Origin of the sequence: Vibrio sp. 10N.247.311.47, assembly GCF_041467535.1 — a bacterium.
GTDB classification, from domain to species: Bacteria; Pseudomonadota; Gammaproteobacteria; order Enterobacterales; family Vibrionaceae; genus Vibrio; species Vibrio crassostreae_C.
In genome coordinates this window covers 24,572-45,325 of record NZ_JBFSUR010000019.1, presented here as the reverse complement: position 1 = coordinate 45,325, position 20,754 = coordinate 24,572, and the positions used below count along the sequence as shown (strand labels likewise).

Here is a 20,754-nt window from a genome sequence, read left to right as displayed (position 1 = left end):
CGTACCTACTTAGAAGAGCGCTTTAGAGAAGCGACATCGTTCGCAATAAATCGAACGGTGTGGATCGCCATCAATGAGAAACAAAGCAACAACACGCCATTGATAACAAAATATGATACGCCCATGACTGGCGTTACCTTGTTAGATAACATGAGATATTGATAACTCAGAACTGCCATTAAGAGGTTCAGAGCCAGTAGGAAAACGGAAACACATAGCCTAAATGGGATTTTTGCTTTTTCTGGCAACATGGCAACCACCACGTCCACACCCATGTGAAGCTTGTGTTTGTAACAGGAGCTAATCCCTAAGTAGACAGCCCAAATGAAGCAAATAACCGACAACTCTTCGCTCCACGGGACAACAAAGCCAAATCCATAACGCAGGACGACGTTAACGATAACAACCAAAACGGTGATCGATATAGCGATAGAAGCGAGGATTTCTTCAATATTTTTCAATAAAAACAAAAGACTTCTCCAGCGAAATACCGAATACAACGTGGGTATTTCAGGAATAAAACGGCCTAAGAATAGTTAGGCCGTAATCATTAACTAATTAATTGACGTATGCAGGATTACTGTGCAGCTCGGATCGTTTCTAGCTCTTTCATGATCGTCGCGTGTATACCTTCACTCCAGCTTGGGAACTGGTTGTACACATCTGCCGTCAACTGGTTGAACTCTTCAGAATTCACTTCATTGAAGGTAACGCCTAGCTCTTCAAGTTTCTGAGTGTATTCAACATCCAATTTAACTAGCTCAGCAGTGTTAGATTTAGCGCCAGCCTCTAGCTCTTCGTTGATGATCTGTTGTTGCTCTGGCGTAAATTTGTCCCAAAGCGTTGGTGAAATGTAGATACCCACTGTGCCAAGGAAGTGCTTAGTCAAAGACATGTTCTTAGCCACTTCGTAGATCTTGGTTGAGTACATTGTCAGGATAGAACCTTCAAGACCGTCAACAACGCCTTGTTGAACACCTGCATAGGTCTCAGGGAATGGAAGAGAAGCTGGAGCTGCGCCCATTGCTGAAAGTGTGCTAATGAACAGCTGACTTTGTGGAACACGAATACGCATGCCTTTCATGTCATCAGAGTTAACGATCTCTTTATTGGTGATCATGTGGCGGAATCCAAACATGTAGTCTGCATTCAATACTTTGATGCCTTTCTCTTCCGCTTTAGTCTTAAGGCCAGCGACGAAATCAGTGTCCATCATCGCTAAGTATTCATTGTAGGTGTTGTACAGCATTGGACCTGCAAGTGCAGCAAAGTCAGGCACGTAATCACCTAGATAAGTCAAATCCTCTACGGCAATCCAGTTGGCACCGTTAACCACTTGTTCCAAGTTATCTTTGTAAACAGGCAATTGGCCACCAGGGAAAACTTTAATGTTTACCGAGCCATCGGTTCTTTCTCGAATTTTGTCGGTCGCTTTGATTAGCTCTTGTGTAAGCAGCTCATTTTGAGTGAACACAAGGCTCATGTTGATATTGATCGGCTCGTCTTTAGCTTCAGAACCAGCCTTGTCAGCTTCACCACAACCAACAAGCAGCGTTGCCGCCATAATTACTGTACCTAATAGCTTTTTCATTTTTTATCACCTTTATGTGGCTATCGTTTTCTAAATATAGAGGGGGTTATTAAGTTTTCGTAGAGTATGTGAGTGAATTATTACATTCATATGAACATTAATCTTACCGACTTGAACATTGTGAGTATAAGGTCTCACTATTGTATAAACTCTGTACAACACCTTTTAGCTAGCTCTCATTTAAAATAAGTAGATATAGCGGATAGATAATAAATCTGTAATAAAGTAGAGCTACTGTTTCCTGAATTTTCAAATGAACATCGAGATTGAATTATGATCACAGGCCACCGCGGTGCCGCGTCTTTAGCACCTGAAAATACGTTAGTGAGTATTGAACAAGCAGCGAAAGCTGGTGCTAAATGGATTGAAATTGATACCCAGTTGAGCGCTGATGGCATCCCTATGCTTTTTCATGACAAGACAGTCAATCGTTGTACTAACGGAACGGGCAATATCGCCGATTTAGACTTAACCACACTCAAGACCTTAGATGCTGGTAGTTGGTTTGGTAGCGAATTCGCGGGGACAACGATTCCTACTTTGAGTGAAGCGTTCGACAAATGCCTAGAACTTGATGTAACTCTGAACCTTGAGATCAAAATTTACGACGATAAGGCTATTCAGCCTCTAGTTGAAACAGTGATCGCACTGATTGAGCAAAAGCAGTTCCCTATTGAAAAACTGCTCATCTCAAGCTTCAAAAAAGAGGCGCTAAGTCTTTGCCAACAGATGATGCCAGAGGTTAAACGTGGTTTTATCTGCGAAGTGTGGAACGATTTCAGCCTAGAATCCCTTCAATCACTTGATCTTTACAGCATTCATATCGATCACCGCATTCTTGATGAGAAAATAGCAAAAGCGATCAAAGCTTCAGGCGCAGTTCTTAAAATATGGACTCTGAACGATCCACAATTGGCGGCTAAATATTTTAACCTTGGCGTCGATAACATCATCACTGACGTACCAAACCAATTTTAGTGGGCTTCTATGGAACTGAACCATCGCCAGAAAGAAATACTCGCAACGCTTAAAGCAAACCAAGATATTCAGATTGACCACTTAGCCGAGTTGTTTTCTGTCACTACTCAAACCATTCGCCGTGACGTAAACCACCTGTGTGAGCAAGGTCTAGCGCGTAGAGTGCACGGAGGCGTGAGCCTACCTACTACGCTCACGAACACGAGTTATCGATTCCGCGCTGGCGTTGAGTCAGAAACAAAAGACAGTATTGCGATGGCGGTTGCCGATGCGATACCTGAAGGCTCAACGGTTATGATGGGCATTGGTACCACCGTCACTCGAATTGCGCAGTATTTGTTGGCAAAGCCCGCGTTACGAGTGATCACCAATAACCTACAAGTGGCCCGTATCTTAGAAGCAAACGAGCAAATTGAAGTGTATTTGGCCGGTGGTTTGTTCAGACGAGAACACCAAGACATGGTGGGCAGTAGCGTGGTCCACTTCTTTTCCGATTTTGAAGCTGACATTGGCATCTGTGGGTGTGGCTCAGTAACAGACAGTAATTTCGCTATGGAACATGAGCAAGTTGAGGCTGACCTATCCAAATCAATCATAAAGAACAGCCGTGAAAGCTGGCTTGTCGCGGATGCCAGTAAATGGGGACGCTTTGCCGCTCTAAAGGTAGCGTCACTGAATGACTTTGACCGCATATACACCAATAGCAGCCAATTACCTTCGGAGCTAAACATACACTTAGTAGAAGAGAATGCTCATACTTGAATACAACAAAGCCTAGCATCACAGCTAGGCTTTTTTTGCTTAAGACAATTGCTCTTAATTAGCGCTACAGCCCAACAAAGAAACTGATTACTAGCGCATTAATCAAATCAACAAAGAAACCACATACTAATGGCACCACAATGAATGCTTGTGGGCTTGCGCCATATCGATGAGTTACTGCCGTCATGTTCACAATTGCTGTTGCGGTCGAGCCTAGAGTGATACCACCGAAGCCTGAACATATCACCACAGAATCGTAGTTTCTTCCCATCAAGTAATAAACGACAAACACAGTAAACAGCAGCGAAAGTAAGATCTGGATACTCATGACAACAGAGATATAGCCAAACAGTCCATCGAGGTCCCAGATACGTAACCCCATCAATGCCATGGTCAAGAACATGCCTAAACAAATATCAGAGATCATCGCTAAGCCTTTGCGGCCTTGAGCGATTTTCTCTTGTGTACGACGTTTCTTAAACAGTGCGCGACCAACGTTTCCGATTAGGATACCTGCGATCAAACAGCTAACGAATAACGGCAGTTTTAGGCCCATCGAGTCGATAACTTCACTCAAGCTGTAACCCAGCATTAGTGTTAAGTTAAGAATCAACCACGCCCACAGAACGCCGTAGTGGCTAAGCTCTGTTTTTGTTTCACTCTCTTGGAATGCACCAACCGTAACCTCTTCTTCATTAGAAGGGCTTACTTTGTGTTTATTGAGCAGGTAGTTCGCAATCGGACCACCAATCACACACGCTGCAATTAAACCAACCGTGTTTGAAGCGACACCAAGTTCGAGCGCGTTAGCAATACCAAACTCTTCCACAAACATTGGCGCCCAAGCTAACGTTGTGCCTACGCCGCCTATCAAGCTAACAGACCCAGATAGCAAGCCTGCTTTCGCATCCATTCCAAAGCCAGAAGCGACTGCCATTCCGACTACGTTTTGCAACACGATAAAAATGGCAGCAAGACACAGTAGGATGAACAACGGTCGCCCGCCTTTAATCAGTGTTTTAATATCCGCTTGGAGCCCGATGCCAGCAAAAAAGTAGAGAAGCAAAAAGTCTCTGACATCTAGGCTAAAAGTGATTTGGATTTCAAAAATATAGTAAAGCGCCGCTACGGTCGCTGCGCAGACAAAGCCACCAATCACAGGCTCTGGCAGTGAATACTTTCTTAATACTTCAGATCGCTCGATCAAACCTTTACCGATAAACAGTAATGAAATCGCGATCGTAAAAGAGAGCATTGGAGAAACTAGGGTTTCTGTCATGAGGTTATGGATTCCTAATAGTTAGATTATTCATAATATTGCGTACTATTAATAATCTAGGTTCACGCCAAAAAATCAAGCGATTATCTATGATAAAAACACCTAATATGGTTAATTCTGCGACGGTATTAATAGAGATTATAACTATAAAGCAATGATTAAAGGAACGGATATTAGGGAGGTATACAGATGAGGTGGGATATAGAGGCTCTAAAACGAGAAAACCCCAGCATTTCTGCTAGGGTTTTGAATAGTGGTGGAAGGATGGGGATTTGAACCCCAGATACGCTATAAACGTATACTCGCTTTCCAGGCGAGCGCCTTAAGCCACTCAGCCATCCTTCCACAAATTGTGTGTTGAGCATGTCACTCAACGAGGCGCTACTTTATTGATTCTGCTTGCTTTGGTCAAGGGGCATTCTCAAAAAAAGTGCCTTTTTCGGTTTGTTCGATTACAAATTAACTCATTAGATCAAAAACAAACCAAATTTCATTCTTTCGCTGCACTTACGCTTGTTGCTTTTCTTAAGCTTGTTGATAGTAGCCAGGAACTCGAAACCATTTACGACACATATCGAGGAAGTAGCCGTAAAGTACGCCCATACCGCACGAGATAACTGCATTACTGGTGACAGCCGTAACGATCTGGTCGCCTGAAGCACCCACTGCCAACAAAATACCCGCATACACTGGAGACTGGAATAACACGTATGCCATCAAATCAGACAAGTTTTTCATCAATGAGCTTTCTGAAAGTTTTGCACCATTGCGTAAGAACCAATCACGAAAAACGCCATAAGGCCAAGCGATAGCAATGTTTACAGGAATAGATAACGTTCGAGAAGCAAGAGATTGCTCAAACGTCATACCAGAAATAAACACTTCTACGATCATGCCAGAAATAAAACAGAAAACGACCATAGCAAATGTATCCGCAGCTGCGTTTCGAATACAAAATGGACCACGAGACTTCATTGACGACAAACCTAAAATATATCACTGATTAATTAGTGATTTAGTAACATATAAACAAGGCACATTTGCACCTCACCAGATAATGTCGCTATTAAATCACAAGATTAGTAGTCATACACTCCAAATTAAAAATCAAGTTGTAAATTAACAACCAAAAACCATTTTAAAAGCAGTCACTTTCACCAAAAAATCCAACCAAGGTCAAATATTGGACAGTTCGTCATTTACTTACCGTAATTAAACAACATTTAAGCCATAGGTAGATTTACAGTAATGATATTAATGACATCTTGTGTAGGTGGTGATCCTAAAGCAACCTGCTCTAACGCTTTATCGACTTGTTCAGTAAGTTCCGCGTTGTTCATAGCTTCAACGTGGACACGTAGGCTCTCTAGTGCAAATTGAATCAGTTCTAGGTTGTTGTCTTCTAGCGCCACATACAACGTCACTAACAGCTCTTCAGTGTTATCTTTGTTGCGAAGATCAGGTTTAGGCAGTGACTCGCTTTTACTTTTCGAATCGTGTGGTTTTACGTCTTGGCTTTCGAGCTCATCCGCTTTTACTTCATGGTATTGATAAAGCTTATTTGAATAGCGGAACAAGGCATCATCCAGTTCACGCTCGTCAATCGGCTTAGCAATAATATAATCCACACCTGCCCCCAACATACGCTCACGAGTCTCTTTAAAGACATCAGCCGTACAACCAAACACCAATACCGATGACACATCGCCTATCAAAGCACGAATAGCAGTGGTTGATTCAACGCCATCCATCACAGGCATATGGTTATCCATGAGCACCAAATCAAAGCGCTCAGCAACCACGGCTTGTATCGCAAGTTCACCGTTTTCGACGCTCTTACAGGTAAAGCCTTTACTGCTCATGAAGGCTTCAATGATCACCGTGTTAGTTCGGTTGTCCTCGACGATCAGTACCTTTAAGCCAGAGTAGTCCAACTTCTTATGTGGCAAACTCTCGATTTCTCCTGGCTGACATGGCTGAATCTTCAAGCGAACATCAAAACTCGTGCCTATCCCTTCTTCACTGGTGACGGTAATACTGCCATCCATCAACTGGGCAATTTTCTTCACAATCGCGAGGCCAAGGCCAGTACCGCCAAAACGCCTTGTGGTCGAAGACTCCGCTTGTTCAAACGGTTTAAAAATACGCTTCTGAGCTTCTTTAGAAATACCAATTCCGGTATCACGAACTCGAATGCTCAGATAGGTGTCACTCCCCTCTACAACTTCTTTCAGGTACACCTCAACAAAGCCTCTGGAGGTGAACTTCACCGCGTTGTTCAATAGATTAAACAAAATTTGGCGAAGGCGAGCTTTATCTGAGAAGTACCAACGACCCGAAGTCACCTCAGAGTACACTTTGAATTGAAGCCCTTTCTCGGAAGACAATGTGTAGTAAACACTGTTAATACTGCCGATGATCGAATCAAGCGGGAAACGCGTTTCATCAAGATCCAACCTGCCCTGCTCGATCTTCGAGAAGTCTAAGATCTCGTTGAGTAGAGTCATCATATGATCGCCGGACTCATACAAGCTCTTAAGATGCTTCTCTTGTTCAGAATTTAGAGGCGTTTTTAATAGGATTTGAGCGGTACCCAATACCCCATTCATCGGAGTGCGAATTTCATGTGACAAGGTCGCAAGGAAAGCGGTTTTTGCATTGGTGGATGCCTGAGCTTTAACCTTTTCCGCTTCGAGATAAATGGTCTTTTCGTTGAAGGTTTTAATCAAATGGCCGATTTCGTCATCACTCGAGTAATCCACATCAATGATTTCGCCGGCTTTCGAACTATCAACCTGTGCTGCAATCCTTGTGATTGGACTAATCAAATAACGGTTCAATAAGTAATACCCCGCCATGACACAAAGTAGCAATAGCGGAACAATACCGCCTTCAATGCTCATCACCTGACGAAACACTTCGTCTTCTACTCGTGATTTGGAGTTCACCACATCCACTTGCCAGCCGAAATCACCAAATTGATTGCTACTGATGTAAATGCCTTCAACGAGATTAAAGTTATGCGAAACCAACACTTGGTTAAGCTTATCTCTGAGCGTAATGCCAAGGTTGTATTCTTCGGCGTGGTTCTTGATAAAACCAAGCAGCTCTTCGAGCGAGAGATCCACCGTGGCAACACCGGCAAAAGTACCGTCGTAATAATAAGGGGAAGACGCCGTAATCATTCGAACGTGTGTGTATGGATCGATATACACATCGCTCCAAGAGATCGTGCCTTGTTTTTGGTTGACGACAGAGGTGTACCAATACTCTTCTTGATAAGGGGCATTTTTGGGGTTGTTGTAAGAATATATCTGATCGATTCTTCCATCGTCGGCTTTATTAAAAAAGTAACTGTTGAGAAGCTTTTTAGAATCGAGCGCATAAGGTTCAGGCCAAATACCGGCACTGACAATTGTATCGTCGCTCGCCGCCAACATGGACTTAAATAGCGGAATAACATCATCACCATTGCGATGTGCTTGAGCAAACCCAACGAGACTGTCTACAAAGCCTTGAGAGCTGCTGAGTGGCTCTGTAATAAATGCGGATAACAATTGCGTACGCAAGTCGAGATTTTGTTGTAATTTGGCGCGCACAGGGGATTCTACGACGTAATACGTCACACTACCGACAATGGCAATAAACATCGCAAGGTATAATCCAAGCGCTACCATGCTTTTTTTCTTTAAAGACGACCGTATCTGCATAATTCTTTTATTGTTTTCTTTTCTGTTAAACCTAGTGTTTATCATCCATGACATCAAGCCTTTTTAGATTGAAGCTTGATTGGCACAAGTTCATTGGTACTATAAGCGCAAATATGTTCCCTTTTACGGTACCTCACTTTGACTTTACAAGATATTCTTGCGCTTCCAGAGTTGGAAGGAAAGCTAATCACAGAACACAAAACAATGGGCTTTGTCACTGCAATGGCAGCGGCACCGAATGTGTTAACCCCGCATGAGTGGCTACCGTTCTTATGGGGTGGCGAAGAAGTCGCACCTTTTACGGATGGTGAACAGCTAGAAAGCTACATTGAAGTTATCATCGAGCTTTGGAATAAAACCCGCCCAGAACTGATTGAAGGGACTTGGGTTTGGCCTGAAGCTTGTCAATTAGACGACGAAGAAGTGGTGAACACTGCCGCTCGTGATTTTTGTGAAGGCTTGCTTCAAGGCTGGCAGATTGCTCGCGACGATTGGGAAACACTAATGCCTGAAGAGAGCGAAGATAACGCACTCGTTGGCGGTGTCCTGCTGTCACTGAGCATGCTTTACGATCCAGAAACGTCAATTGCTACGCTTGCAGAGCAAGGCATCGAAGGCCTAGAGCAGTTCGAAGAGATCTTTAACGCTGTTCCTGTGATGCTTTGCGGACTAACGCAGCGTGGCATTGCACTGGCTGAAGCTCAATAACAGTTAGCTTTATACAAGCCAAAAGGCCTCATTATGAGGCCTTTTTTAGTTTTCAGACGAAATAAAATAGTCGCTTTAGAAGCCTTTCCAATCGAAGTCATCAATTCGCTCATCAGCAATATAAAACAGCTTAGTGCCACTGCTGACCACTTGATCTAACTCTGGGTTGAGTTCAATACCGCTCCCCGTATCAATGGCGATCAGAGTTGCTTGATACTTCTCTTTAAACACTGAGAAAATAGGCGCGACGGTGACAGACTCAGCGTCTTCAGGGAAATACGTTGAATACTGTGTCATGCCTCTTGTTGAGCTCAATAATTCTTGGTGAAGCGCACTGGAACCTGGGTCTACCGCAGCCTTTGCTAGCATCTCAGCACCCACCGCTGGAATACATTCTGAGTTAGGGCAATGCTTGTGTAACAAATCGCTCAGCGCTTCATCTTTAAAGTAAACAAGAAGGTGCGCTTTAGGGTTTCGGTTGGCACAGTAAAGCGCCGCAGATAACGTAATGTCGTCTTCTGGGTTATCAATCAGGATGCAACTTGCAGACTCAATGCCCGTTTTCTCCATCTCTTTGCCATCGGTGTAGCTGTTTACTTTGACGAAATTGATTTCACCGGGTAACGGGTTCTCGATATCTGAACGCGTACATAGCACGATTGGTCGTTTACCCGTTTCTTCGTGTTGTAGCATGCGGATGAGATGAATGGTTCTTTGCTCATTCCACCCCAACATCAAAATGTGGTTGTCCACTCTAACTCTCCTTTTTCCTAGCAAGCCCGCTCGCCAATATTCAACACCTTCTGTCGCCACTTTACCGAGCAACGCGGCAAAAAGGCTCAACCCGCCTGGAATCACAAATAGAATAACGATCCACTGCCCCGCTACCGTGGTCGGTGATAAATCACCATAACCAACCGTAGAAGCCGTCACCACCAAGTAGTAAGCGAATACGGTAACCGAACTGGTTAAATCTGTTTCACCCGCCAAATACAGCATCGACCACGATAAAGCGATGTAGCCAAGAAAAGTGAACAGTAAGTTTTTGCCATTCAAAACAAAGATGTTTGCTTTGATCCAGCGTTTGAGTTGTAACCAGATTATCATTCGAGCCTCTAATCTTTTCCTCTTACTTACATGCTAGAAAAAATACGCGATATCAACAAGATGTATCATCAGAAAAAGATACATGACCACAAGATTGATATTGGCGGCCTATACGCAGATACAAAAAAACCAGCACTATTGGCTGGTTTTTTTATTGGTTAGATAAAAGAACGACTTACGCGTTACCTTTTACCTGCACATTTAACTGCTCTGCAAAATCTAGCATGCGGTTCAATGGAATAAGAGACTTCACGCGTAATTCGTCAGAAACGAAGATTTCGTGTTGCTCACCACCATTCTCAAGCGCGTTTTCAATCGCTTCAAGGCCGTTCATTGCCATCCAAGGACAGTGTGCGCAGCTACGACACGTTGCACCAGCACCCGCTGTCGGCGCTTCAATCAGCTCTTTTTCAGGAACCAATTGCTGCATCTTGAAGAAGATGCCTTTGTCTGTCGCAACAATCATCTGTGGATGAGGCAGCTCTTTTGCTTTCTTGATCAGTTGGCTTGTTGAGCCTACAGCATCAGCCAGTTCAACCACGCTTGCTGGTGATTCTGGGTGAACCAAGATAGCCGCTTCTGGGTATACCGATTTCATTTTCTTCAAAGCATCAGCTGAGAACTCATCATGAACGATACACTCACCTTGCCAAAGCAACATGTCAGCGCCAGTTTGATTTGCGATGTAAGAACCTAGGTGACGGTCTGGCCCCCAAATAATGGGTTTGCCTTCAGCGTCTAGGCTTTCAACGATTTCTAAAGCGATGCTCGACGTAACTACCCAGTCTGCACGAGCTTTAACAGCTGCAGAGGTGTTCGCGTATACAACCACAGTGTGGTCAGGGTGAGCATCACAAAATTCTGTAAATTTGTCAGCTGGGCAGCCAAGATCAAGCGAACATTCAGCTTCAAGTGTTGGCATTAAAATGCGTTTTTCAGGAGTAAGAATCTTTGCAGACTCACCCATGAAACGAACACCAGCGATGACCAAAGTGCTTGCTGAGTGACGGTTACCGAACTTAGCCATCTCTAATGAATCGCCAACGAAACCACCAGTTTCTTCTGCCAGAGCCTGAATTTCAGGATCGGTGTAGTAGTGTGCAATTAGAACTGCATCTTTTTCTTGAAGTAGTTTTTTGATGTTTGCGATGTGGGCCTGTTTCTGAGCGTCGCTCAATGGAACTGGCTTAGGCGGAAACGGGTAAACTGTATCGATTTTATCTAGTATATGACTCATTGCTCTTGCTCTACGCAACTTCTTCCGAGAATCCGAGTATTCTACACAGGACAGCGATTGGGATCAAAAAGGATTGGTTGCAAGCGGTGACTAGCTAATGCTTAAAACGCATAAACAAGGCGATGTGTTGTCATCACTAGCAAGAGAAGTAAACACTAAACGGAAGTGAACAGGTATAAAAAAGAGGCGCCTAAGCACCCCTATTTTGGTTATAAGTGGGTTTTGGCCACTTTAGCCGAAGCACTGTTTGGGTGCTCGGTTACGACTTGTTGGTAATATTTCTTAGCTTGCGTCGCGTTGTTGTTGCGCGCTGCTATGTCACCAAGCTTAACCAGTGCATCTGCTCGCTTGTTTGAGTCTTTGTACGACACAACAGCAGCGAAGCTCTTCACGGCTTCTTTATCTTGCTTCTTAGCGAAATAAAGCTGACCTAACCAGTAATGTGAGTTAGGTGTGAAGGTAGAATCTGGGAAGTCTTTTTGAAACTTTTGGAATGCAGCGATAGCACCCGTGTAGTCTCGTTGCTTTAGAATCATATCTACAGCATTTTGATAAGCAGTTTGCTCATCCACATCAGTACTGAACGTACCAGAAGCGTCTTTAGAGCCTTCGCTCGCCGCCACTGCTACCGTTGCTGTTCCTGCTGCTTTCACCTCGCCTCTTACGCGATCCAGTTCAATGAACAGTTCACGCTGACGCTCTAGCATTTGCTTCATATCGTAGCTGTTTCGTTCCAGATCACCACGAAGTTCACTGATCTCCAGTGCCATGTCGTCGATTTGCTGTTGCATTTGAAGCTGAACGAGATTGCGATTTTGAAGCAGGCGCTCTAAACGCTCAATATCTGATTCGTTAGATGCTGATCGAGAGGAAGATGATGAATTGGTTGCGGTGCTATTGAGATCGGATACTGGAGCTGGTGCAGCGAACGCGGTGTTCGCTGCACTTGCCAGTAACGAAAGCAAAATGACTCGCTTTGTGTTACTGAACATGAGGCAATTCCTCAATTATATAGTCTACTAAAATTAGTAAACTAGTACTGCGCGACGGTTTTTAGCGTACACATCTTCAGATTGACCTAGAAGAAGTGGCTTCTCTTCACCGTAGCTTACGATAGAGATTTGGTCAGCTTGAACACCTAGAGCTTGTAGGTATTTCGCTACAGCTTGTGCACGACGCTCGCCAAGTGCGATGTTGTACTCAGGAGTACCGCGCTCATCAGCGTGACCTTCGATAGTAACGTTCATGTCAACGTTCTTAACTAGGTATGCTGCGTGAGCTGCTAGCATTTCTTCGTAATCGCCAGCGATAGTAGAGTTATCGAATGCGAAGTAGATTGTTTGAGTTTCACGTAGCGCTTGCTCTTTAAGCTCTTGCTCAGACAGTTGACCGTTAGCGTCAATTGGCGTTACAACAGTTGTGTCTACATTGCCTTCTGAACCTGAAGTTGTTTGGTTGCTTTCAGTACCAGATGTTGCAGATGTTGCTTCATCAGTTGAGCTACATGCCGTTACTGCCATCACTGGTAGTGCAATCATCAAGCCTTTAAGAACTTTGTTAAGTTGCATCTTTTTTTCCTTACGTTATCAAACTTAGTTTCTACAGCGACTAAGAGTGCTATAGATAGTTAAATGCCACAATAGTTAACACTATCAATAGCTAAAAGAATATGTAATTTGCCCTAGAGGAACGGTGACCATGCAGGCGCTCTTACGCGTCCGTTAGTTGCCGGTAATCTAGCTTTAAAACGTCCATCGATAGAAACCATCGATAGTACATTTGTTTTGTTGTAAATAGAGCTATAGATAACCATACCTCCATTCGGTGCAATACTTGGAGACTCATCTAACAATGTTTTTGTTAGTACCTGAACCGCACCGGTTTCCAAATCTTGCTTAGCCAAGTTAAAACCTGAGTTGCTGCGATTCACCATGATCATGAATCGACCATCAGGAGTGATCTGGCCACCTAAGTTTTGGCTACCTTGCCAAGTAATACGAGAAGTCGAATTATTGGACAAATTTACATTATAAATCTGTGGTTTACCACCACGATCCGATGTGAAAATAAGAGACTTGCCATCTGGGTGCCAGAATGGTTCAGTATTATTCGAACGGCCGCGGGTAATTTGAGTCAGCTTACGGCTAGCAAGGTCAAGTGTGTACACCTGAAGGCTGCCCGTTTTCGACAATACCAATGCCAATGTTTTACCATCTGGCGAGAATCTTGGCGCACCATTGTGACGAGGGTATGACGTCACTTTCTCACGTTCACCCGTGTAAATATTCATGATGAATATTTCAGCTTGGCCATTCTGGAAGCTCACATAAGCTAGCTTTTTGCCGTCTGGTGACCATGCTGGAGACATGAGAGGCTGCTTAGAACGAAGTACTAAACGCTCGTTAAAGCCATCGTAGTCAGCAACACGAAGTTGATACGGGTACTTGTCTTTATCGTTCACTACCACGTAAGAGATACGAGTTAAGAACGCGCCTTTCTCACCAGTTAGCTCTTCATACACTAGGTCTGAGATACGGTGTGCGTACTCTCTCAAGCGATTACCAGGAACCGTAGCCTTCTTATTGAATAGAACGTGATCTTTAGAAAGCACTAATTGGCCTTCATCACTCAGCGCACGACTTTGTCCTTTGGTCAGTTGACCACGAACAATGTCGATCAATTGGTAATTCACCACATACTGCCCTTCGGCATTTTTAGTGATACTACCGGTAAGCAATGAGTCAACACCTAGGTTAGTCCAAGCATCAAAGTTAACCTCAGTTTCGCTGTAAGGCGTTTGAGGCATTTTGCTTGTCGCAACTGGGCTGAATTTACCACTGCGCTGTAAGTCAGAAGCGATAACCGCTGATACATCGTGTGGCAATGGCTCTGAGCCTTCCCAACGGAAAGGTACAATAGCTATAGGTCTTGCAGAGTTAATACCGTCTGTAATAACCAGCTCCAGCGCTGCATGTGCAAACTGGCTGCTTGTAGCTATTAAGAAAACAAAACTCAGTAATAGTTTCTTTAACACAAGTTCGTCCTTTTACTCTGGTGATACAGTTAAGTTAATGTCTTTCAGTGAGTTCACAATGTCTGGGTCTTTAGGCAACGGGTAAGATTGTACTTGTGCCACCGCACGCTTGGTTGCTGCACATAAACGGCTATCGCCATCTAAGATACTCAAACTACCCAATATCGCGTTAGAGCCCGTTGGAATCAGCTTAAGGTTCACTCGACATGAGCGTCCTCGATAGCTGTCTTCTAACAACAGGTTCTGTTGAATCAGTTGGGTATAGATAGCCCCGTAACGTTGCGCTTCATCAGTGATAAATTGTTGTCTTGCTGAAGAGTTTTGAGTCGCTTCCGTTTCAAGCCCAGCAAAGATATCGTTCAATGCGGCTTCTTGTTGTTTACGCTCTTTTTCTGCTTTTGCTGCAGCTTCTTTTGCCTTACGGGCTTTCTCTGCTGCGGCTGCCGCTTCTTTCTCTTTCGCTATGCGTTGCTTTTCCGCGAGTTCAGCGGCTTCTTTCTCTTTACGAGCTTTGTCTGCTGCCTCTTTCGCTGCTTTTTCTTTTGCCACGCGTTCTTGTTCAGCTTTTGCGATTGCCGCTTCTTTGGCTTTACGCTCGTTCTCGGCTTTCACTAACGCAGCTTCTTTTAGCTTACGGTCAGCTTCGGCTTTAGCGGCTTTCTTTTGCTCTTGCTGTAAACGCGCTTCTTCAGCTTTGCGTTGTTTCTCTTTCTCAACTCGACGCTTTTCAGCTTCACGAGTTGCTTTAGCTTCTTTCGCTTGCTGTTCTTTTAGCTTGCGAATATTTTCTTCTTCAGCTTTACGATTCTTTTCAAGTCGTTCGCTTTCACGTCTTAGTTTGTCAAGACGCTCTTGCTCTTTCTTGCTTGCCGCTTCTCTTTGTTGACGAATCTGTTGAGCTTGCTGGCGAACCAACTGAGGATCAATCACCACTGCTTGAACCATCTGCCCTGTAGGCTTTGGCTCTGACATCGTGAAATCCGCCCCCCAAATGAGCGCAACGAATAAAATGACGTGCAGCCCAAGAGAAATAAGAAGCGGTGATCTGAAATTATTGGATTTTTTATTATTCGCTTTCATGAATGCTACGGAGCTATTCCCTTATATCCGTTAAAAGGCCAACCTTTGGCACACCTGCACGGCTTAATTCATCAAGTAATAAAACCACTTCAGCGTATGGCGTTGCGGCATCACCACCAACCGCCACTGGAGAGTTTGGCTTCAGAGACAACTCGGCTTTCACACGGACGATAATATCTTCCATTGATAAGCCACGCTGTACTTCTTCGTCATTAACGCTCAAGCCAAGTTCACCGTCTTTGTTCACTTCAACGATGATGAAACTTGCATTGTCGTCACCCAGTAGGTCTTGTGCCGATTTAGCCGTTGAAGCCTGAGGCAATTCAACGTCAACGCCTTGAGTAACAAACGGCGAAGTCACCATAAAAATGATCAGCAAAACAAGCATAACGTCGATGTAAGGTACAACGTTAATCTCTGCTGTCATTTTGCGTTTTTTAGGTTGGTATCCAGCCATCTATTATTCCCTGCCAGCCATCGCTTGACGGTGAAGAATACTGTGAAACTCTTCAGAGAAAGTCGCGTAGTTGTGTTCTAGCTTGCCTACTCGGCTGCTGAAGCGGTTGTACGCCATTACCGCTGGAATCGCAGCGAATAGACCCATTGCTGTTGCGATCAGTGCTTCTGCAATACCAGGAGCAACCATTGCGAGCGTCGCTTGCTTCACTTCACCTAATGCGATGAATGAGTGCATGATGCCCCAAACCGTACCAAATAGGCCGATGTATGGGCTGATAGAGCCAACGGTCGCCAAGAAAGGTAAGTTAGTTTCTAGTTCATCAACCTCACGAGCAACGGCAACGCGCATCGCACGGCCAGTGCCTTCCATAATGAAGTCAGGTGATGTTGCATTCGATTTACGAAGGCGAGCGAACTCAGTAAAGCCTGCGTAGAAAATTTCTTCAGTACCAGAAAGCTCGTCTTTGCGTTTGTTGCTCTCTTGGTACAGTTTTGCAAGATCAACGCCTGACCAAAATTTGTCTTCAAACACTTCTGTTTGTTTAGAAGCTTGAGATAACACTTTACTTCTTTTTATGATCATCGCCCAAGAAACAACAGACATGCCCATAAGAGTCAGCATGACCATCTTAACTAGTAAACTAGCTTCTAAAATTAGGCCTAAGATTGAGATTTCAGCAGTCACTATTCGTTAGCTCCGTGAGAATAAATGTTGGCATTGCTTTGGGTTTCATTTTTTGATTATCGATACATGCTACCTTAACCATTGCTTTACACAATGCCTTGCCATCAGGATTTACGATCTCTTGACAGAAGACCAAGGTAGCTCGCTTCAACTCGTAAATATTTGTAATGACTTGTAAAGAATCATCAAGACGCGCGCCTTGAATAAAATCAATGTCCATATGTCGGACTACAAAACCGATGTTTTGTTCTAACAATACTTGCTGAGAAACGCCAATTGAGCGCAACATCTCAGTTCGAGCGCGTTCGAAAAACTTAAGATAGTTTGAATGGTATACAACGCCACCCGCATCGGTGTCTTCGTAATACACAGTCACTGGCCACGTAAATAGCTTAGATAATCCCTGCAATTTGCTACCACAATCCAAAACGATAAAGATCTCACTATAACCTAACTCCTTATCATTAATAGTATATCGCTGTGAATTTTTTGATTTGAGAGACGAAAAAAAAGGCCATCTGTATAAGATGACCTCTTTTTGGCTAAAAACCCAACAAGTATAAAGGCTCACGTTGTTATGAACCTAAATCCTTTGCCTTTTATAGAAGGCGCAGCACCGTTAGGTAGAGCAAAATTGTGAGTGAAACATATGGGCTAAACAGTAGCTGCCACATCCAAGCTCTTGGCTTAAATCCGATACCGTAAACCATGCTTGAGCATACTGCCCAAATAAACATTGGTCCGATGATCGCGTTAAAGCCACCGATGCTTGTCGCATACGCTTCAGGATCCCACATCACTAAACCCACATGCATGAAACCCAATACTAGGGCTAAGGCTCTAAGCAGAGTCTTATCCATTGGTTGATGCAGCTTAGCGATTTGCTCTGCGAGATTACTCACTGTCTTTGTCCATCATTTCAGAATGCTCAAGCCATAGAGCATTGATGATGCCGAATGCACATGCTAGAAGTACACCCAAAATCCATGCGAAATACCACATAAAATTTCTCCTAAGTTATTTCACTTCTAGCTTAGTAAGCTGAAACGTCGTTATCTTCGATGTGTTTCTTATCTAGACGACCGAACATTTTGTAGTATGTCCAAGTTGTGTAGCCAAGAATCACAGGAACCATTACCGCCGCAACTGCAGTCATTAGACCAAGTGTTAGCTCACTCGCTGTTGAATCCCACATAGTCAAACTATGGTCAGGGTTCAGGCTTGATGGCATTACGAATGGGAACATTGCAAAACCAGCCGTTAAAATCACACCTGCGTTAGATAGGCTCGAGAATAAGAAAGCGAAACCACCGCGCTCAAGACGAGATGCAATCACAGCGAATAGTGGCATAACCACACCAAGAATCGGTGCTGCCCACATTGCTGGGTACGTCTCGAAGTTTGTCATCCACGCGCCAACTTGAAGTGATACTTCTTTGTTTAGCGGGTTAGAGTCTGCGAACGTGTCAATCGTGCTTGTAATGACATAGCCTTCGATAGATTGAACCCAGAACCCACCAATAACAAACAGAACAATTGAGATTAGGCCTGTGATCTGAGCAACGTTACGAGCACGAGCGTGCAGCGCTTCTGTTGTCTTCATTTGTAGCCATGTTGCGCCTTGCGTCACGAACAACATCAGAGCCAACACACCACATAGCAATGCAAACGGATTTAGCAGAGCGAAGAATGTGCCGTGGTACTTAGACATCATTAGATCGTTAAGGTCAAATGGAACACCTTGTAGTAGGTTACCAAATGCTACACCGAAGATGATTGGCGGAACTGTGCCACTAAAGCAAAGTGCGTAGTCCCACGTTTTGCGCCATTTTGGGTCTTCGATTTTAGAACGGTAATCAAGTGCAAGTGGTCGTAACCAAAGCGCTGCTAACGTCGCGTACATTGCGAAGTAGAAGCCAGAAAACGACGTTGCGTAAACCAGTGGCCAAGCTGCGAACAGTGCACCACCAGCCGTGATCAACCAAACTTGGTTACCATCCCAGTGAGGGGCGATCGTATTCAGCATGATACGACGTTCAGTGTCACTCTTACCGATAACCGGTGAAAGTGCTGCAACACCCATATCAAAGCCATCTGTTACTGCGAAACCTACCAGTAATACACCAATTAGGATCCACCAGATGAGTCGTAAGCTTTCGTAATCAAACATTAATATTCCCTCACTTATACTTCAACTGAACGGCTAACTTTGTCTTCAACAGAGTTATCGTTTTGTTCGAAGTGGTAACGGCCTGTCTTCAAGCTACTTGGACCTTTACGTGCGAATTTCAGCATTAGGTAAACTTCTGCAATCAGGAACACTGTGTACAGTGCCAGGATAGCGAATAGAGAAGTCCATAGCTGTTCAATAGTTAGTGCTGATGCAGCAACGTTAACCGGTAGGATTTCACCAACCGCCCATGGTTGACGACCAAACTCAGCAACGAACCAACCTGCTTCAATCGCAATCCAAGGTAGTGGGATTGAGAATAGTGCTGCTTTAAGTACCCATGGTTTCTGTTCGATCTTCTGACGACACGTTTGAACAAACGCCGCACCGAATACAAACAGCATGATGAAGCCACAAGCAACCATCAGACGGAATGACCAGAATAGAGGCCAAACTGTTGGGATAGAATCATCCGCAGCCATTTGGATTTGATCTTCTGTTGCGTCAACAACGTTGTCTGTGTAGCGCTTAAGAAGTAGACCGTAACCTAGGTCACCTTTCACTTCGTCGAACGCTGCCATGTTTTCTTCAGACTTATCGCCTGCACGTAGTTTTTCTAGAAGTTCGTAAGCGTACATACCAGTACGGATACGATCAACGTGATCATCACGTAGGTCACGCAAGCCCGTTACTTCTTTATCAAGAGAACGCGTCGCAATGATACCCATTACGTAAGGGATCTTAATTGCGTAGTCAGTATCCATTGTTTCTTGGTTAGGAATACCAAAAACAGTAAATGCTGCTGGTGCTTCTTCCGTGTGCCACTCTGCTTCTACCGCAGCGAGCTTCACTTTCTGAACTTCACCAAGCTCGTAACCAGATTCATCACCTAGTACGATTACTGACAAGATCGCCGCCATACCGAAAGATGCTGCAATCGCGAAAGAACGACGAGCAAAGGCAAGGTCACGACCTTTAAGAATGTAGTATGAGCTGATACCAAGGATGAACATCGCACCCGTTGTGTAACCAGACGCTACTGTGTGTACGAATTTAACTTGCGCTACTGGGTTTAGTACAACTTCAGCGAAGCTCACCATTTCCATACGCATGGTTTCAAAGTTAAATTCCGCACCCACTGGGTTTTGCATCCAGCCGTTTGCTACCAAGATCCAAAGCGCAGAGAAGTTAGAGCCTAGTGCTACTAACCAAGTTACCGCTAAGTGTTGACGCTTTGACAGTCTGTCCCAACCGAAGAAGAAAAGGCCAACAAAAGTAGACTCTAGGAAGAATGCAACAAGCGCTTCGATAGCTAGCGGAGCACCAAAGATGTCGCCAACATAGTGAGAATAGTAAGACCAGTTAGTACCAAACTGGAACTCCATGGTTAAGCCTGTCGCTACACCAAGAGCAAAGTTAATACCAAACAATTTACCCCAGAACTTGGTCATGTCCTTGTAAATTTGCTTGCCAGTCATTACATAAACAGACTCCATGATGGCAAGTAGAAATGCCATACCTAAAGTCAGTGGAACAAATAGGAAGTGATACATCGCTGTAAATGCAAACTGCAATCGCGACAGATCAACAACATCAATCATGGTAACTCCTTTGTGTCGGCTGAATGACACTTGTGTGATTATTCACCTCAAAAATCCATGTTAAAACAATTTGTAGAATTGTTATTACAACTTGAAATTTGTAGCAAAAACGTACCGTTATAGTTAGATTATTGTTAAGCATGAGCTAATATAGCTGGCGCTAATATTACTGGTAAAATCAGTATGTTTCAAAAGGTTTATGGGAGAACCCTGCGTTGATTTGTATCAAATTTATTCGTGCAAAATAGGGTTAATTTTGTACAATTATGATTAAAATCACACCAATTCGGCTTGTCTTAATAACACTGCATGATAGCTGTGACAAAACCTCAGCACACCATCAACATTCAAGT

21 protein-coding genes and 1 tRNA gene are annotated in these 20,754 nt (G+C 44.0%); 3 read left to right on the top strand and 19 right to left on the bottom strand.

Annotated features, from left to right (window positions below; genetic code table 11):
• Window positions 1-5: 5 nt before the first annotated feature.
• Window positions 6-470 (bottom strand): TRAP transporter small permease, encoded by a 465-nt coding sequence (locus tag AB6E51_RS13675; protein ID WP_017062049.1) that lies wholly within the window; start codon window positions 468-470, stop codon window positions 6-8.
• A gap of 107 nt (window positions 471-577) precedes the next feature.
• Window positions 578-1,591, bottom strand: coding sequence for a C4-dicarboxylate TRAP transporter substrate-binding protein (locus AB6E51_RS13670; protein ID WP_372057989.1), 1,014 nt, complete (start codon window positions 1,589-1,591; stop codon window positions 578-580).
• Between the two features lie 273 nt (window positions 1,592-1,864).
• On the opposite strand from AB6E51_RS13670, the gene AB6E51_RS13665 reads away from it, so the two are divergent.
• Both AB6E51_RS13665 and AB6E51_RS13660 read left to right on the top strand, forming a co-directional pair.
• Window positions 1,865-2,569, top strand: coding sequence for a glycerophosphodiester phosphodiesterase family protein (locus tag AB6E51_RS13665; protein ID WP_372057988.1), 705 nt, complete (start codon window positions 1,865-1,867; stop codon window positions 2,567-2,569).
• A 9-nt stretch (window positions 2,570-2,578) separates the two neighbouring features.
• Window positions 2,579-3,331, top strand: a complete 753-nt coding sequence (locus AB6E51_RS13660; protein WP_372057987.1) for a DeoR/GlpR family DNA-binding transcription regulator — start codon at window positions 2,579-2,581, stop codon at window positions 3,329-3,331.
• Window positions 3,332-3,395: 64 nt separating this feature from the next.
• Here the strand turns inward: AB6E51_RS13660 and gltS are convergent, their stop codons facing one another.
• From gltS to AB6E51_RS13640, 4 genes are all read right to left on the bottom strand, one after another.
• Window positions 3,396-4,610, bottom strand: coding sequence for a sodium/glutamate symporter (gene gltS, locus AB6E51_RS13655; RefSeq protein WP_017062061.1), 1,215 nt, complete (start codon window positions 4,608-4,610; stop codon window positions 3,396-3,398).
• A 254-nt stretch (window positions 4,611-4,864) separates the two neighbouring features.
• A tRNA-Ser gene (locus AB6E51_RS13650) sits at window positions 4,865-4,955 on the bottom strand.
• A 180-nt stretch (window positions 4,956-5,135) separates the two neighbouring features.
• A complete protein-coding gene (locus AB6E51_RS13645; RefSeq protein ID WP_017062062.1) occupies window positions 5,136-5,585 on the bottom strand; it encodes an L-alanine exporter AlaE in 450 nt (149 codons plus the stop codon).
• A gap of 248 nt (window positions 5,586-5,833) precedes the next feature.
• Window positions 5,834-8,287 carry an ATP-binding protein gene (locus AB6E51_RS13640; RefSeq protein ID WP_372057986.1) on the bottom strand — a complete coding sequence of 818 codons (2,454 nt, stop codon included), beginning with the start codon at window positions 8,285-8,287 and terminating at the stop codon, window positions 5,834-5,836.
• Window positions 8,288-8,458: 171 nt separating this feature from the next.
• Between AB6E51_RS13640 and AB6E51_RS13635 the strand changes: the two genes are divergently transcribed.
• Window positions 8,459-9,028, top strand: coding sequence for a UPF0149 family protein (locus tag AB6E51_RS13635; protein WP_017062064.1), 570 nt, complete (start codon window positions 8,459-8,461; stop codon window positions 9,026-9,028).
• Between the two features lie 75 nt (window positions 9,029-9,103).
• Here AB6E51_RS13635 and AB6E51_RS13630 read toward each other — a convergent pair whose 3' ends face one another.
• The 13 genes from AB6E51_RS13630 to cydA form a co-directional block, all read right to left on the bottom strand.
• The gene (locus AB6E51_RS13630; protein ID WP_017063519.1) at window positions 9,104-10,135 is read right to left on the bottom strand and encodes a potassium channel family protein; all 1,032 of its coding nucleotides are present in this window, start codon (window positions 10,133-10,135) and stop codon (window positions 9,104-9,106) included.
• Between the two features lie 175 nt (window positions 10,136-10,310).
• Window positions 10,311-11,372: a quinolinate synthase NadA gene (gene nadA, locus AB6E51_RS13625; RefSeq protein WP_372057985.1), complete on the bottom strand. Its 1,062-nt coding sequence runs from the start codon at window positions 11,370-11,372 to the stop codon at window positions 10,311-10,313.
• A gap of 209 nt (window positions 11,373-11,581) precedes the next feature.
• Entirely contained in the window at window positions 11,582-12,364 is a 783-nt protein-coding gene (gene ybgF / locus AB6E51_RS13620; protein ID WP_017062068.1) for a tol-pal system protein YbgF, read from the bottom strand.
• A 33-nt stretch (window positions 12,365-12,397) separates the two neighbouring features.
• Window positions 12,398-12,940: a peptidoglycan-associated lipoprotein Pal gene (pal, locus tag AB6E51_RS13615; protein WP_017062069.1), complete on the bottom strand. Its 543-nt coding sequence runs from the start codon at window positions 12,938-12,940 to the stop codon at window positions 12,398-12,400.
• Window positions 12,941-13,053: 113 nt separating this feature from the next.
• Window positions 13,054-14,406: a Tol-Pal system beta propeller repeat protein TolB gene (tolB, locus tag AB6E51_RS13610; protein ID WP_017062070.1), complete on the bottom strand. Its 1,353-nt coding sequence runs from the start codon at window positions 14,404-14,406 to the stop codon at window positions 13,054-13,056.
• 12 nt (window positions 14,407-14,418) lie between these two features.
• Complete coding sequence (gene tolA / locus AB6E51_RS13605; RefSeq protein ID WP_017062071.1) at window positions 14,419-15,486, bottom strand: cell envelope integrity protein TolA; 1,068 nt, start codon at window positions 15,484-15,486, stop codon at window positions 14,419-14,421.
• 13 nt (window positions 15,487-15,499) lie between these two features.
• On the bottom strand, window positions 15,500-15,943 hold the full coding sequence (gene tolR, locus AB6E51_RS13600; RefSeq protein ID WP_017062072.1) for a protein TolR: 444 nt from the start codon (window positions 15,941-15,943) through the stop codon (window positions 15,500-15,502).
• A gap of 3 nt (window positions 15,944-15,946) precedes the next feature.
• Complete coding sequence (gene tolQ, locus AB6E51_RS13595) at window positions 15,947-16,630, bottom strand: protein TolQ (protein ID WP_017062073.1); 684 nt, start codon at window positions 16,628-16,630, stop codon at window positions 15,947-15,949.
• Window positions 16,620-17,057 (bottom strand): tol-pal system-associated acyl-CoA thioesterase, encoded by a 438-nt coding sequence (ybgC, locus tag AB6E51_RS13590; protein WP_017062074.1) that lies wholly within the window; start codon window positions 17,055-17,057, stop codon window positions 16,620-16,622. The genes tolQ and ybgC overlap by 11 nt, the downstream gene beginning before the upstream one ends.
• A 172-nt stretch (window positions 17,058-17,229) precedes the next feature.
• Entirely contained in the window at window positions 17,230-17,532 is a 303-nt protein-coding gene (gene ybgE / locus AB6E51_RS13585) for a cyd operon protein YbgE (protein WP_017062075.1), read from the bottom strand.
• Entirely contained in the window at window positions 17,525-17,632 is a 108-nt protein-coding gene (gene cydX, locus AB6E51_RS13580) for a cytochrome bd-I oxidase subunit CydX (RefSeq protein WP_000270284.1), read from the bottom strand. Before cydX ends, ybgE begins: the two co-directional genes overlap by 8 nt.
• A gap of 31 nt (window positions 17,633-17,663) precedes the next feature.
• Window positions 17,664-18,800: a cytochrome d ubiquinol oxidase subunit II gene (gene cydB, locus AB6E51_RS13575; protein ID WP_081229852.1), complete on the bottom strand. Its 1,137-nt coding sequence runs from the start codon at window positions 18,798-18,800 to the stop codon at window positions 17,664-17,666.
• 14 nt (window positions 18,801-18,814) lie between these two features.
• Window positions 18,815-20,401 carry a cytochrome ubiquinol oxidase subunit I gene (gene cydA / locus AB6E51_RS13570; RefSeq protein WP_061032863.1) on the bottom strand — a complete coding sequence of 529 codons (1,587 nt, stop codon included), beginning with the start codon at window positions 20,399-20,401 and terminating at the stop codon, window positions 18,815-18,817.
• Window positions 20,402-20,754 lie beyond the last annotated feature (353 nt).